The sequence below is a fragment of the Ruegeria sp. genome, assembly GCF_028066395.1.
Lineage (GTDB): Bacteria > Pseudomonadota > Alphaproteobacteria > Rhodobacterales > Rhodobacteraceae > Ruegeria.
Window position 1 is genome coordinate 1 of sequence record NZ_JALCBM010000036.1, and the last position, 13,378, is coordinate 13,378.

General features: G+C 57.8%; 16 protein-coding genes and 1 pseudogene. 9 read left to right on the forward strand and 8 right to left on the reverse strand.

What is annotated here, in order from left to right:
* Positions 1-266, forward strand: a pseudogene (locus MPJ51_RS12365) (elongation factor 4); the annotation flags it as partial.
* A 63-nt stretch (positions 267-329) separates the two neighbouring features.
* Here the strand turns inward: MPJ51_RS12365 and MPJ51_RS12370 are convergent.
* Positions 330-1,196 (reverse strand): SIR2 family protein, encoded by an 867-nt coding sequence (locus MPJ51_RS12370; protein ID WP_298386934.1) that lies wholly within the window; start codon positions 1,194-1,196, stop codon positions 330-332.
* On the reverse strand, positions 1,189-2,169 hold the full coding sequence (locus MPJ51_RS12375; protein ID WP_298386937.1) for an AAA family ATPase: 981 nt from the start codon (positions 2,167-2,169) through the stop codon (positions 1,189-1,191). The genes MPJ51_RS12370 and MPJ51_RS12375 overlap by 8 nt, the downstream gene beginning before the upstream one ends.
* Positions 2,170-2,391: 222 nt before the next feature.
* On the opposite strand from MPJ51_RS12375, the gene MPJ51_RS12380 reads away from it, so the two are divergent.
* The gene (locus tag MPJ51_RS12380) at positions 2,392-2,841 is read left to right on the forward strand and encodes a hypothetical protein (protein ID WP_298386941.1); all 450 of its coding nucleotides are present in this window, start codon (positions 2,392-2,394) and stop codon (positions 2,839-2,841) included.
* Positions 2,842-3,912: 1,071 nt separating this feature from the next.
* On the opposite strand, the gene MPJ51_RS12385 is transcribed toward MPJ51_RS12380, so the two are convergent.
* Together MPJ51_RS12385 and MPJ51_RS12390 are read right to left on the reverse strand one after the other, a co-directional pair.
* On the reverse strand, positions 3,913-4,050 hold the full coding sequence (locus tag MPJ51_RS12385) for an entericidin A/B family lipoprotein (protein WP_298386944.1): 138 nt from the start codon (positions 4,048-4,050) through the stop codon (positions 3,913-3,915).
* A 98-nt stretch (positions 4,051-4,148) separates the two neighbouring features.
* Positions 4,149-4,484 carry a metalloregulator ArsR/SmtB family transcription factor gene (locus MPJ51_RS12390; protein ID WP_298386947.1) on the reverse strand — a complete coding sequence of 112 codons (336 nt, stop codon included), beginning with the start codon at positions 4,482-4,484 and terminating at the stop codon, positions 4,149-4,151.
* A gap of 323 nt (positions 4,485-4,807) precedes the next feature.
* Between MPJ51_RS12390 and MPJ51_RS12395 the strand changes: the two genes are divergently transcribed.
* The 6 genes from MPJ51_RS12395 to MPJ51_RS12420 all read left to right on the forward strand — a co-directional run bounded on the left by MPJ51_RS12395 (position 4,808) and on the right by MPJ51_RS12420 (position 8,675).
* Positions 4,808-5,440: an ATP-dependent Clp protease proteolytic subunit gene (locus MPJ51_RS12395; RefSeq protein ID WP_298386951.1), complete on the forward strand. Its 633-nt coding sequence runs from the start codon at positions 4,808-4,810 to the stop codon at positions 5,438-5,440.
* 133 nt (positions 5,441-5,573) lie between these two features.
* Positions 5,574-6,842 (forward strand): ATP-dependent Clp protease ATP-binding subunit ClpX, encoded by a 1,269-nt coding sequence (gene clpX / locus MPJ51_RS12400; protein ID WP_298386954.1) that lies wholly within the window; start codon positions 5,574-5,576, stop codon positions 6,840-6,842.
* Positions 6,843-7,035: 193 nt separating this feature from the next.
* Positions 7,036-7,392: a RidA family protein gene (locus MPJ51_RS12405; protein ID WP_298386957.1), complete on the forward strand. Its 357-nt coding sequence runs from the start codon at positions 7,036-7,038 to the stop codon at positions 7,390-7,392.
* 79 nt (positions 7,393-7,471) lie between these two features.
* Positions 7,472-7,855, forward strand: coding sequence for an NADH:ubiquinone oxidoreductase subunit NDUFA12 (locus MPJ51_RS12410; RefSeq protein WP_298386960.1), 384 nt, complete (start codon positions 7,472-7,474; stop codon positions 7,853-7,855).
* A gap of 11 nt (positions 7,856-7,866) precedes the next feature.
* The gene (gene mlaD, locus MPJ51_RS12415; protein WP_298386964.1) at positions 7,867-8,319 is read left to right on the forward strand and encodes an outer membrane lipid asymmetry maintenance protein MlaD; all 453 of its coding nucleotides are present in this window, start codon (positions 7,867-7,869) and stop codon (positions 8,317-8,319) included.
* Positions 8,316-8,675, forward strand: a complete 360-nt coding sequence (locus tag MPJ51_RS12420) for a DUF2155 domain-containing protein (RefSeq protein WP_298386967.1) — start codon at positions 8,316-8,318, stop codon at positions 8,673-8,675. Before mlaD ends, MPJ51_RS12420 begins: the two co-directional genes overlap by 4 nt.
* On the opposite strand, the gene aat is transcribed toward MPJ51_RS12420, so the two are convergent.
* From aat to MPJ51_RS12440, 4 genes are all read right to left on the reverse strand, one after another.
* Positions 8,639-9,271, reverse strand: a complete 633-nt coding sequence (aat, locus tag MPJ51_RS12425; protein ID WP_298386968.1) for a leucyl/phenylalanyl-tRNA--protein transferase — start codon at positions 9,269-9,271, stop codon at positions 8,639-8,641. The two genes, MPJ51_RS12420 and aat, sit on opposite strands and share 37 nt — an antisense overlap.
* 48 nt (positions 9,272-9,319) lie before the next feature.
* Complete coding sequence (accC, locus tag MPJ51_RS12430) at positions 9,320-10,669, reverse strand: acetyl-CoA carboxylase biotin carboxylase subunit (RefSeq protein WP_298386970.1); 1,350 nt, start codon at positions 10,667-10,669, stop codon at positions 9,320-9,322.
* Between the two features lie 9 nt (positions 10,670-10,678).
* The gene (gene accB, locus MPJ51_RS12435) at positions 10,679-11,176 is read right to left on the reverse strand and encodes an acetyl-CoA carboxylase biotin carboxyl carrier protein (RefSeq protein ID WP_298386973.1); all 498 of its coding nucleotides are present in this window, start codon (positions 11,174-11,176) and stop codon (positions 10,679-10,681) included.
* A 149-nt stretch (positions 11,177-11,325) separates the two neighbouring features.
* Positions 11,326-11,862 (reverse strand): LuxR C-terminal-related transcriptional regulator, encoded by a 537-nt coding sequence (locus MPJ51_RS12440; protein ID WP_298386974.1) that lies wholly within the window; start codon positions 11,860-11,862, stop codon positions 11,326-11,328.
* 188 nt (positions 11,863-12,050) lie between these two features.
* Between MPJ51_RS12440 and MPJ51_RS12445 the strand changes: the two genes are divergently transcribed.
* Complete coding sequence (locus MPJ51_RS12445) at positions 12,051-13,334, forward strand: helix-turn-helix transcriptional regulator (RefSeq protein ID WP_298386976.1); 1,284 nt, start codon at positions 12,051-12,053, stop codon at positions 13,332-13,334.
* The last annotated feature ends 44 nt before the right edge of the window (positions 13,335-13,378 follow it).

Genomic DNA, 13,378 nt, shown 5'->3' on the forward strand with positions numbered 1-13,378 from the left:
GGGCGATGTGCGAAAAGCTCAAGGACCTGATCCCGCGCCACATGTTCAAAATCCCGATCCAGGCCGCCATCGGAGGTAAGGTCATCGCCCGCGAGACCCTCTCGGCCCTGCGCAAGGACGTGACCGCGAAATGTTATGGTGGGGATGCCACGCGGAAACGGAAGCTGTTGGACAAGCAGAAGGCGGGTAAGAAGAAGATGCGCCAGTTCGGGAAAGTGGATATCCCGCAGGAGGCGTTTATTTCGGCGTTGAAGATGGACAGTTAGGACTGTCCATCTTCAAGACATATATTTTATTCCACATTCATTTCCTTCAATTGGATGGAATGGCTACCAATTGGTTTCGTCGCGAACTATCTGACGTTCTTCGTCAACCAAGCTAACCAGGTTTTTGATTTCGTTGACCAACCCCGAGTGGTTATCGTCGATTTTGTCATACTTTATTGTTTTGAGATTCCTGTTTGCCCTAAGGGAGCTGATCCTGTCATCCGGCAAATCAGAACTTGTGAGAAAGTAGTGTGGGCGAGAGTGGGGAAAGCCAAAGTTTTGATTCTCCAAAACAAGATTTATGTCGGGGTCGGAATATCCAGCGCCTACAAACAAAAATGAGTGTGTTAGCAGGCAAGCATCAAAGGCCTGATAGAACTGAGCATGTTTTATTCTTGCATGTGCATAGTCTTTCTGTGTGAAAATAAGAGACTGTGGAGTGTTTAATGCACCATGGACCTTAACGAGATACCTTCCAGTGCCTCGCAATATTTCACCAATGTCATCATCAAAATAGCTTTTTACGATAAGGGCGCCGGCGTGCTGGTGATTTGCGCATCTTTCATAGATGTCGTCGAAATTAAGGGAAAATACAATTCGACTGTCGAGGGCGACAAGTAAACGATGTATTTCTCCGGGCTGATAACCCTGTTCCAGAAAGTGCTTGCGTAGATATGCTGGCCATGATTCGTCGTATCGGCTCTTCAACCACTCACAGGCGTGAAGGAAATCACCTTCTTTGATAGCCTTTTCGATATGCTGAACGTCGTCGGCGGGGCAATCGTTCAATGCTTGTTTTAAAAATCCTTTCCAATCTTGTGGTCTTATCCCGTGTCGCCCTTCTGCATGCTTAGAAACACCAGAACCTAGTAAGATAATTGCTTTTCTTCTAGCCAAGTCGGTGACTAATTCGTCCGGCCAATCAATCATCAATATTTTCCAGTATTCTATTGCAAATTGAATGAAAGAGCTCTTTGGATTCCGCGACTTTGGAGAAATGCGCGCCAACTACACCGTGCTCTGACTTCAGTTTGAAAATCGGCACATGCGCCCGTTGTGACATCGGTATCAGGCTGTACAAATTAGGAATTGAGCCTAAGTCGTAGTCTTTTCTTTCCGCAATTGGAGTAAACTTACCAAATTGTTCGCGAATCTTTTTGTCAACAGTTTGTAGAATTTGATCGTATGCTTTTACCGGTCGTTTCGTTCCTCGAACAGACTTTTGGACGTACTGTTGAGTTACATATCCGGCAAATTTTACTTCAGAAGATGTTTTGTCGAATTTATAACCCCCGGATATGGCGGTATCCACGCCGTTACTCCATTGCCGCTGCCAGCTTTTCATCCAAGTAGCAATATTCTCTGAAGCGCGAATGCTGAATATGTCCGTTGACAGAGGGCTAAGAAAGTAATCGGTGGACAAAAGAATGGAGCGATTGATTGATCCTAGCGATGGACCCACGTCGAAGAAAACAAGATCATAATCTGTGCATTTTGAGAGTAAGTCTTTAAAAACAAGACTTGTCTTGATTCCTCTTGGCCGTCCTGCGGAAGCTGCTCCCCAGTCTTCCGACAACAAATCTTCCATCAGTGATATTCTCGGATCTCCAGCCAGAAGCCCAACTCCAAAGTTTTGAGCCCTATAGAATCTAGCATCCTCTGAATATCCGGACCCTTGGTACAAGGGATCCATAATGTCATATAGTGTGAAGCCCCTTCTCTGCTCGTAGAAGAAATCTACTTGATGATCGTCAAGTATGTATTGCGTTGAATTACACTGAGGGTCGGCGTCAATTATTAGGACGCGTTTGTTGTATTCAGACGAAAAGTATGCAGCAACGTTGCAGAGAAGTGTTGTTTTTCCTACGCCGCCTTTGTTGTTGAAAAATGCAATTGACTTCATTCAATCCTCTTAGGAATCTGTTTCTTTTCAGTCGTTTTGATATCAAAATAAATCAATGATTGCAACGAGATGAGGGTGCTCTTGGAGTATTCTTTGATTGCAGAGTGCATACTTACAATTGAATGAGTCAATCATGAAGTTTCCCTTAGGTAAGTTGTAACCGGCGCGCCCTCTCCCAATCTGTTCAGCAGGCCAGCAACGGCCAAAACACTGGAGAGAGCCATGACCAGATATATGACTGCCGGAGCAGCCGCTCTGGCCACGACCCTCACCCTAGGAACGGCCGCCTTGGCCGATAACACGCCGGACCTGCGGGGCACGTGGATTGGGTCTTACACAACCGTCGCGCCCAGCCATTACTACAAAGGTGATCAGCCCCGGTTCAATCAGGCCGAGTGGATGCTGGATGTCCAGATGCAGGAAGACAATGTCTTCTGGGGTCCCAGCATGTGGCGTCGCGATGGCGATACCGAATGGAATGAATACGAGGCCACCGGGACGATCAGTCTGGATGGCTCGGGCTCTATCGGGATCATTGAGACCTCACCCCTGGTGATCGGCGCGAATGCGTTGATCGATGCGCGGTATGAGGACGGCAGGATCTATGCCGATTTCCGTAGCCTGCGGAACGGAACGACCTACAGCACTGTTCTGGAACGTCAGGTGAACTGAAGCGCCTCTGGCCCGGGCGGTTGTAGGGGGTACAGGCTGTCCTTCGGGCAGAGCGTAATAGGTTACCCCGTCCGGGCCGGAGCGCTTCTCAATACAAGTCTCCTCGGGGAGGAGACGGGCCGGGCGGTCAGATCACCGCCTGTGACAGGTTCGGGCCTGGGGATGCGGCGATGTCCGGGCCGAACCACGCGGTCCTTCAGCGCGTCATTGCGGGTGGACGCGCCGTCCGGCCCTGATTTGTCCGCGAATCCTGCTCTGACGATTCGATCTCCTGCGTCTTGAGGGGGCGCGAAGCAGGTGGGTTTGGCTGCGAAACGCAGCACCCAGACCTTTGCACCTGCAGAAATCGGCGAAAATCCGGGCCGGTCGGCAGATTTGAGGTTTTCCACACCCAACCGCGCGGGGTTTCGTGGGTTCTGGAGTTATCCACATCGCTCTCCCGCCGGATATCAACAGTTTATCCCCGTCTAATTTTCATGCTGCAGTGCTATTTTCTTGTCGGATCAGGGGGCAGATGCAACAGTCTGATCACCGCAACGGTTCCTCGGGACCAGGGCGGGACGCAAAGACCTAGGGGGTCGCGGCGATCAGGGCGGATTTTAGGATTTGTCCCGTTTTGCAATGACTTACCGGTGGTTAATCGGCTGAGTTGGGCGTCATGTCCGGATCAGATGATCAGCCTCTCAGAAGGTCGGTGCGTGCTGCGGCGCGACTGAGTGCGCGGCGTGGTGGCTTTGGTTCCTTCGGGGGCCGGGGCAACTGGATCGGGACGGCCTTCGGGGCGTGTCGAACCGGCAAGGCGTCAGGGGTGTCCGCAAGGATACATGCAAAGACCGCGTCTGCGCACCTGACGCCTTTTCCTTTTTGAACTTCAGGGTTCGTACAGGCTACCACTCATCACCCTTCTGATGGGAACGGGGTTCTTTCGCATGTGCAAAAGAACCCCGTCTGAGTGTCAGATGATGCAATGCCGCGTCTATGCACCTGTACCCCAGATATTACCCCGTTCTGATAGGTGCTGCAACCAGATATTGCGGGTGGCTGATGCCTGCCCGCTATATTGTGGTAGGGTCAGAGGCTTTCCTGAACGTCCGTCGCGGCGCCCTGAATGGCGTCACCGGCCTTTTCGATATCTTTGCCGGCCCCTTTGGCGGTTTCACAGGCGGTCAGGGAAAACAGGGCCAGTCCAACAAGAATTGCGCGGATCATTGAGTAACTCCATTAATGTCTGTCCCGCTTTGGTTAGCAGTTTTCCGAAACCAGAGCCACTGGTTTTGGAAAGGCAGTTCGGGGGACAGAATTAGGGGTTACTTAGCGCCGCAAAACATCGCGTGAACCACTTCGAGAATGCGACGCGGCCGGTCGTCCGCCAACCGGTAGTAAATCGCCTTGCCTTCCCGCCGGGGCACTACCAGCCCCTCCAGCCGCAGGCGTGACAATTGCTGGGATACGGCGGCTTGCCGGGCGGACAGCAATTCCTCCAACTGGGTGACCGATTTCTCGCCCGAAGTCAGATGGCACAGGATCATCAACCGCCCTTCATGGCTGATCGCCTTAAGGAAGTTGGATGCCTGGGTGGCATTTTCCACCATCTGATCCAAGTCCTGGATCGGCATATCCTGTGAGAATTGAGGAAGGGCCATTTTCGTATTCCTTACAAGTCCAGCGGGCGCATCCGGCGTTGCGGACCAACCCTGTCGGCGAACCATTTAAGTACATGTTTTGAGCATGTATTTCTATATGAACGGATCAAAATAGCGTGATGGAGCCCGCTTTCAGCGATCAATTTCACCCAACGATTCCGTGACCGGAAACAGCGGCGCATCGGGCGTAATCTGCGCCTTGCTGGCAGCAGAATACGTTGAACTCTGCCGCACCCCTTGCAGCCCCCCGGTGGCGGCACTAAGACTCGGGTAACATTTCCTCGGGTATGGTCCCGATCCATGGCAAAGCAGGCAGGTCCAGAATGTTCGATCCAGTTGACACTTACATGAACACGCTCGTCCCTATGGTCGTCGAACAGACCAGCCGGGGGGAACGTGCCTACGATATCTTTTCGCGCCTTCTGAAAGAGCGGATCATTTTCATCAACGGCCCGATCCATGACGGGATGAGCCATCTGGTCGTGGCACAGCTGCTGCATCTTGAGGCGGAAAATCCCAGCAAGGAAATCTCGATCTACATCAACTCGCCCGGCGGTGTGGTGACCAGCGGTTTGTCGATTTACGACACAATGCAGTATATCAAGCCGAAATGTTCCACATTGGTGATCGGTCAGGCGGCCTCGATGGGGTCGGTTCTGCTGGCTGGTGGCGAGAAGGGAATGCGCTTTTCGCTACCCAACAGCCGCATCATGGTGCACCAGCCCAGCGGCGGTTATCAGGGCCAGGCCAGCGACATCATGATCCACGCGGCCGAGACGCAGAAACTGAAGGATCGCCTTTATGACATTTACGTGCGCCATACAGGGCAGACCAAAAAGGCGGTTGAAAAGGCGCTGGATCGTGACAATTTCATGAGCCCGGAAGAGGCCAAGGAATGGGGCCATATCGACGAAATCGTCGAGAATCGCGCCAAGATGGATGGCGACGAAGGCTAGGTTCAAATCCCCGCGCAACGGGTGCGGGGCATGATTTTGAGATTGTAGCGGCCACAGCGCTGGCCTAAGCTGCAGGCAAAGGCGGCAACGCGGCCCGGGGCGGGCCGCTCGGATAGGGTCCGAAAGGTAGAACATGGCGACGAATTCAGGCGGTGACGGTAAGAATACGCTCTACTGCAGCTTCTGCGGCAAAAGCCAGCATGAGGTGCGCAAGCTGATCGCGGGTCCGACCGTGTTTATCTGCGATGAATGCGTCGAACTGTGTATGGACATCATCCGCGAGGAAACGAAGGCCAGCGGTCTGAAATCCTCGGACGGGGTGCCGACACCTAAGGACATCTGCGAGGTGCTGGACGATTACGTGATCGGTCAGGCCACCGCCAAGCGGGTGCTGTCTGTTGCCGTCCACAACCACTACAAGCGCCTGAACCACGCCCAGAAAGCGGGCAGCGATATCGAACTGGCGAAGTCCAACATCCTGCTGATCGGCCCGACTGGCTGCGGCAAGACCTTGCTGGCGCAAACGCTGGCGCGGATTCTGGATGTGCCGTTCACCATGGCCGATGCGACCACGCTGACCGAAGCCGGTTATGTGGGTGAGGATGTTGAAAACATCATCCTCAAGCTGCTGCAGGCCAGCGAATACAATGTCGAACGCGCGCAGCGCGGCATCGTCTATATCGACGAGGTCGACAAGATCACGCGCAAATCCGAAAACCCCTCGATCACCCGCGACGTGTCGGGTGAGGGCGTGCAGCAGGCGCTGCTGAAACTGATGGAAGGCACCGTGGCCAGCGTTCCGCCGCAAGGTGGCCGCAAGCATCCGCAGCAGGAATTCCTGCAGGTGGATACCACGAACATCCTGTTCATCTGCGGTGGTGCCTTTGCCGGTCTCGACAAGATCATCGCGCAGCGCGGCAAGGGCTCTGCCATGGGCTTTGGCGCGGATGTGCGCGACAATGACGAACGCGGTGTGGGCGAGATTTTCAAGGATCTTGAGCCCGAAGACCTGCTGAAATTCGGCCTGATCCCGGAATTCGTTGGCCGCCTGCCGGTTCTGGCGACGCTCGAGGATCTGGACGAAGACGCGCTGGTCACCATTCTGACCAAGCCCAAGAACGCTCTGGTCAAACAGTATCAGCGCCTGTTCGAGTTGGAAGACGCTGAACTGGCCTTTACGGATGACGCTCTGAAAGCCATTGCCAAGAAAGCCATCGAACGCAAAACCGGCGCCCGTGGCTTGCGGTCGATTCTGGAAGATATCCTGCTGGATACAATGTTCGAACTGCCGGGGCTGAAGAATGTCACCGAAGTGGTCGTGAACGAAGAGGCTGTGACCTCGGACTCCCAACCTCTGGTGATTTATGCAGAGCCGGGCCAGGAAACGGCTTCGGCAGGCTGATATCTCTTGGAAGATACCGTGCCCCTATTTGGGGCACGTGGGGGCGCTGCCCCCGCCGCGGCTAGCCGCGACTCCCCCGGGATATTTGGGGCCAGATGAAGCAGGGGATCCATTCTTCATCTGGCCCCAAATATCCCGGAGCGCGAGGCAGAGCCTCGCTGAGAATCCATCCAATACAGGCAGGGACAAGGCAATGAAGCGGATATCGTCCGGCAGTGAATTTGAAACCAAGGTGGGCTATTGCCGCGCCGTTGTGGCAGGCGGTTGGGTTCATGTTGCGGGAACGGTCGGGCAGGGTCGGGATGCGGTGGAACAATGTCGGTCCGCCCTTGCGATCATCGAAAAGGCGCTGGCGGAAGCCGGGGCCTCTTTTTCCGATGTCGTGCGGGTCACTTACATGTTGCCGGACCGGACCGAGTTTGAACCGTGCTGGCCCATTCTGGCCGAAACCTTTGGGAAAAACCCTCCGGCGGCTACGATGATCGAATGTGGGTTGATCGATCCGAAATACCGGATCGAAATCGAAGTGACCGCTTTCCTGCCGGAATGACGCAGGGGGACCTCGTGGTACTGGACCTTGGCCTGCCTTTGGTCCATATCTTCGGGAACAGAAATGCCGGAGGCAGCCGATGGGAATCCTGAACACTCTTTTGCGGGCCGTGACCTGGTGGAACGGGGGCACCCTGAACACGCAGATTTATACCGCGCGCAAGGGCGTTAAGGTTGGCGAAGACAACGAAGGCAACGTGTTCTACCGCAATGCCGACGACAGCAAACGCTGGGTGATGTTCAATGGTGAGGCCGAAGCAAGCCGCATCGATCCCGATTGGCACGGCTGGCTGCACCGCACCTGGGATGAGCCACCGACCGACAAGCCGCTGTCCCACAAATCGTGGGAAAAGCCGCATCAGGAGAACCTGACCGGAACCGCGCTGGCCTATGCTCCGGCCGGGTCGCTGCGGCGGCCGGAACCGGTTGAGCGTTCGGATTACGAGGCCTGGAGCCCGGAATAGGCGAGACCCCCATGTCGACACATACAAAGACCGAAGTTCTTGTCGGCGGCGTCGTGCTTGCCGGTGCCATCGCATTTGGCGTCTATGCCAGCCAGTCCACGGGGCTGTCGCAGGCCAGCAATGGCTATGAGCTGGGTGCGTCCTTCCGGTCGCTGGAAGGCGTCGGTGTGGGCACCGATGTGCGTCTGGCGGGCGTCAAGATCGGGACAGTGACGGATGTCACGCTCAACCCCGACACCTATCGCGCCGATACCAGTTTCTCTGTCGCGGATGGCATTTTGATCCCGGATGACAGCGCGATTGTGATTTCTTCCGAAGGTCTGCTGGGCGGGAATTTCGTCGAGGTTATGCCCGGTGGATCGCCCTTCTATTTCGAGGCCGGGGATCAGGTCGAAGACACGCAAGGCGCCGTCAGTCTGATTTCCCTGCTGGTGAAATTTGTGGCCGGGGACGGCAGCGAATGAAATATGGGCTGCTGACGGCTTTGCTTTTGGCGGCATCCGGCGCCGCTGCCCAGCAGAAGGTCGAATCCGGCCCCGGTGCGATGCTGCGCGGGTTGGACAAGGTCAGCGGCCAGACGGCGGATGTCGAGGTGCAGACCGGGCAGACCGAGACGATCTTTGGCTTGGATGTCGCGCTAGGCGATTGCCGCTATCCGGTCGATAACCCGACCGGCGACGCTTTCGCTTATCTGACAATTTGGGAGCAGGATAAGGCCCAGCAATTGTTCGACGGTTGGATGATCGCGACCTCTCCGGCCCTGAATGCGCTGGATCATGCGCGTTACGATGTCTGGGTGATCCGCTGTATGACGCCCTGAGGGGTTTGGTTCAGCTCCGCCGCGAAATCCGCGCCGGCCTCCAGCGCTTGCCGCAATTCAACTTGATAGGCGGCGCGGGAAATCTCGATAGCGCCGAGCGAGGCCAGATGCGCCGTCAGGAACTGCGTGTCGAACAGGGCAAAGCCGGTTTGGCACAGACGGTCCACCAGATAGGCCAACGCGATTTTTGACGCATCGGTACGTCGTGAGAACATGCTTTCGCCAAAGAACGCCGCGCCCAGCACCACGCCATACACACCGCCAATCAATGCCGTACCGTCCCAGACCTCTAGCGAGTGGGCATGGCCGGTGCCGTGCAGGTGGCGATACAGGCGGCGCAGTTCGGGGTTGATCCAGGTATCCGCCCGGTCGGCGCAGCCATCGACAACCCCGTCGAAATCCCGATTGATGGTGATTGTGTAGCCGCAGCTGCGGATGCGGCGCGCCAGACTGCGCGAGATGTGAAACCCGTCCAGTGGGAAGACACCGCGAAACTTGGGATCGACCCAGAATAATTCCGGGTCGTCCCGGTGCTCGGCCATCGGGAAGATGCCGATGGAATAGCCGTGGAGTAAAAGTTCCGGGGACAGGCTCATGCAGAATATCCGAAGGCCGAAGGGCCTAAGCCCCCCGGCCTTTCTGATTTAGTCGGCCATATTCTCCGCAAGCCAGCGCTCCAGCCAGTGGATGTTATAGTCACCGCTGTGCAGGTCGGGTTCCTGCAACAGTGCGTGGAACAGGGGCACGGTGGTATCGATGCCGTCCACGATCAGCTCTCCCAACGCGCGTTCAAGCCGTGCCAGCGCCTCGGCCCGGTCGCGGCCCTGAACGATCAGCTTGGCGATCAGCGAGTCGTAATAGGGCGGGATCGAGTACCCGTCATAGAGCGCCGAATCCATCCGCACGCCCAGACCGCCGGGGGCGTGATAGGCCGTGATCTTGCCCGGGCAGGGCGAGAAATTCGGCAGTTTCTCGGCGTTGATCCGCACTTCGATGGCGTGGCCGTTGATCTCAAGATCGTCTTGCCCGAAGGACATGGGTTCTCCGGCGGCGACGCGGATTTGCTCGCGTACCAGATCGACGCCAAAGATGCCCTCGGTCACCGGGTGTTCCACCTGCAGGCGGGTGTTCATCTCGATGAAGTAAAACTCGCCATTTTCATACAGGAACTCGATGGTGCCCGCGCCAATATAGTTGATCTTGGCAACCGCATCGGCACAGACCTTGCCGATCTTGGCGCGTTCTTCGGGGGTGATGCAGGGGCCGGGGGCCTCTTCGAACACCTTCTGGTGGCGGCGCTGCAGCGAGCAGTCGCGTTCGCCCAGGTGCACCGCCTTGCCCTTACCGTCACCAAAGACCTGAATCTCGATATGGCGCGGCGTGGTCAGGTATTTCTCGATATAGACCTCGTCATTGCCAAAGGCGGCCTTGCCCTCGGCCCGTGCGGTCATGAAGGCGCTTTCCATCTCATCGGCGTTCATCGCGACTTTCATGCCGCGCCCGCCGCCGCCGGCGGTGGCCTTGATGATGACGGGATAGCCGAATTCCTCACCGATGCGCTTGGCCTCGGCCAGAGTGGGAACGCCCCCGTCCGACCCCGGAACACAAGGCACACCCAGCGCCTTCATCGTGTCCTTGGCGGTGATCTTGTCGCCCATGACGCGGATATGTTCGGCGGTGGGGCCGATGAAGGTGATGCCGTGGTCCTCGACGATCTGCACGAATTCGGCATTCTCGGACAGGAAACCATAACCGGGATGGATCGCCTGCGCGCCGGTGATTTCACAGGCCGAAATGATCGCGGGCACCGACAGATAGCTTTGCGGGCTGGGTGGAGGGCCGATGCACACCGATTCGTCTGCCATGCGCACATGCATCGCGTCGCTGTCGGCGGTGGAATGCACGGCAACCGTCGCAATCCCCATCTCGCGCGCGGCACGGATCACACGCAGGGCGATCTCGCCTCGGTTGGCAATCAGGATCTTGTCGAACATGGGCCTGCCTTACTCAACAATGACCAGAGGGGTGCCGAATTCCACGGCGTCGCCGTCGCCCACCAGAATGCGCTTGATGGTGCCCGATTTGGGCGCGTGGATGTGGTTCATGGTTTTCATCGCCTCGACGATCAGCAGCGTATCGCCTTCGGACACCGATGCGCCGACGCTGATGAACGAGGGGGCACCCGGTTCGGGCTGCATATAGACGGTGCCCACCATGGGGGAGGTCACAGCGCCGGGATGGCTGGCCGGGTCTTCGGCGGCGGCAGGTGCCTCGGGCGCTGCGGCAGGGGCGGCAGCGGCAGCTACCGGTGCGGCTGCGGCAGGAACGGCCACCTGAACGGGGGCAGGCGCAGCCTGCACCACTCGGCTGACGCGGACATTCAGGCTGTCATCATCGCCATATTCACGCCCAACCTCCAGCTCGGTCAGGTCGTTTTCGCGCAGCAATTCGGCCAGTGCCTTGATGAACGCCACGTCCGCTTCGTGTTTGGTGTCTGTCATGAGTGTCCTCGAAGGTTCCCCTATGGCCCGTCTGTTCGCGCGGGCTTGGTCTGATTACGCAGGGTTATAAGCCATGCGCCCGGCCATGAAAAGCGCCGTCTGACCATGAAAAGATGGGGTTTCACCGTAAATTCAGGGGTGCGTCGCTGTTACAGCGGCATTCCTGACAGTTTCGCTACCAGTTCGGGCAGCTTGCGGGCCCCGAATTTTTCCAGCAGGCGGGCGCGGTAGGCTTCGATCGTGCGATAGCTCAGGCCCAGTTCCGCGCCGATTTCCTTGGCCGAGAGCCCCCGGCAGGACAGGATCGCCACCTCGCGCTCGCGGGGCGTCAGTTCAACCAATGGCCGTTCTTCCGAGATGTCGGTAAAGCTCCAGATGCCGTGGCGGAAGGGGTCGTCTGGGGTCAGCGAGCGTCCGCGCGCGCGGCACCAGAACAGATCGCCATTGCGCCGCCGCATGACCCGTTCATCGGTGTAATAGCCGGTGTCGCGCATCACCTGCAGGCTGCGCGCGCCGATGCGTTCCCAATCCGCGACCGAGGGGTAGAGGTGCAGCAGCGGCATGTTGCGATACTCACCTTCGTCGCCGCCAAAGGTGCGGGCGAATTGCAGATTGCAGCGGCGAATGATGCGGTTTTCCAGTTCCACAAGGCCGATGGGGGCATATTCGAAGGCAGGATCGCTCATATACCTATGGTGACGCGTATTTGAGGGATTGAGAAGGGGGCGTTGCAGAAACCTTGGGCGGCAGTTGTCAACTTTGTAAACTTCGTTTGAAAATTTACGGGCAATCCCCAATATTTGCGATATTATTCTGAAAACTTCAGCCACAGCATCCCGGATCGGGGTGCGCGCCAGAAAAGGGCCAGAGGATCATGCGCGACACGCTGACCGGCAGTCGGATACGCGAAAGGCGGCAGATCGCGGGGCTGCGGCAGGCGGAGCTGGCGCGGCAGGTGGGGATTTCGGCCTCGTATCTGAACCTGATCGAACACAATCGCCGCCGCATCGGGGGCAAGCTGCTGGTTGATATCGCCGCCGCGCTGTCGGTCGAACCATCGCTACTGACGCAAGGTGTCGAGGCCACGCTGATCGCTGCTTTGCGCGAGGCTGCGGCGGATTCGGTTGGTCAGCAGGCGGAACTGGACGGGCTTGAGGAATTCGCCGGTCGTTTCCCCGGCTGGTCCGGCGTGTTGGCGCAGATGCATCGTCGGGTGGTCTCGCTGGAGCGCACGGTGGAAACCCTGTCGGACCGGCTGACCCACGATCCGCATCTGGCGGCGTCCATGCATGAGGTTCTGTCGACCGCCGCCGCCATCCGGTCCACCGCGGCGATTCTGGCCGAACCGGGCGAGATCGACGCCGAATGGCGCAACCGGTTCCACCGGAACCTGCATCAGGATGCGGAACGTCTGGCCGAAAGCTCCAAGGCTCTGGTGGCGTTTCTGGATGACAGCGACGGGCAGGGCGACCGGCGCGGCGTCCCGCTGGATGTGGTCGAGGCGTTCTTTGCCGAACATGGGTTCCACTTCCCGGAAGTCGAAGCTGGATCTGCACCTGCATTAGACGCTCTAGACTCGGCAGCCAGATCAATCGCCGGGGACGTCCTGAAAGCCTGTGCCTCTGACGCGCAGGCCCTGCCGCTACAGCCGTTTCTGGCAGCCCTCGACGACGGCGAAGCAGACCCTTTGGCACTGGCCATCAGGTTTTCCACCAATTTGGCGACCGTCCTGCGACGGCTAGCCTTCCTGCCCGAAGGCACCCTTTCGCGCCCCGCTGGGCTGGTGATCTGCGACGCTTCGGGCAGTGTCTTGTTCTACAAACCCACCCCCGGATTCGCCCTGCCGCGTTATGGCGAGGCCTGCCCGCTCTGGCCGGTCTACACGGCGCTGAACCGCCCGCTGGTGCCGATCCGCAAGCGCGTCGTGCAACTGGGCCGAAGCGCTGCCGAATTCGACTGCTATGCCATCGCCTCGCCGCTACCGGCCCAAACCTTCGGGGCTGATCCCGTATATCGCTCGGTCATGCTGGTGCTGCCGGTCGGGGATGGGGCACAGCCCCCGGAACCCGTGACGCAAGCCGGGACCAGTTGCCGGGTCTGTCCGAAACGTGATTGCGCCGCCCGGCGCGAGCCATCGATTCTGAGCGAAGGTTTTTGACAGGCTCAGGGCCAAGCGCTTAGTCTGGACCCGACGGGTGGCCG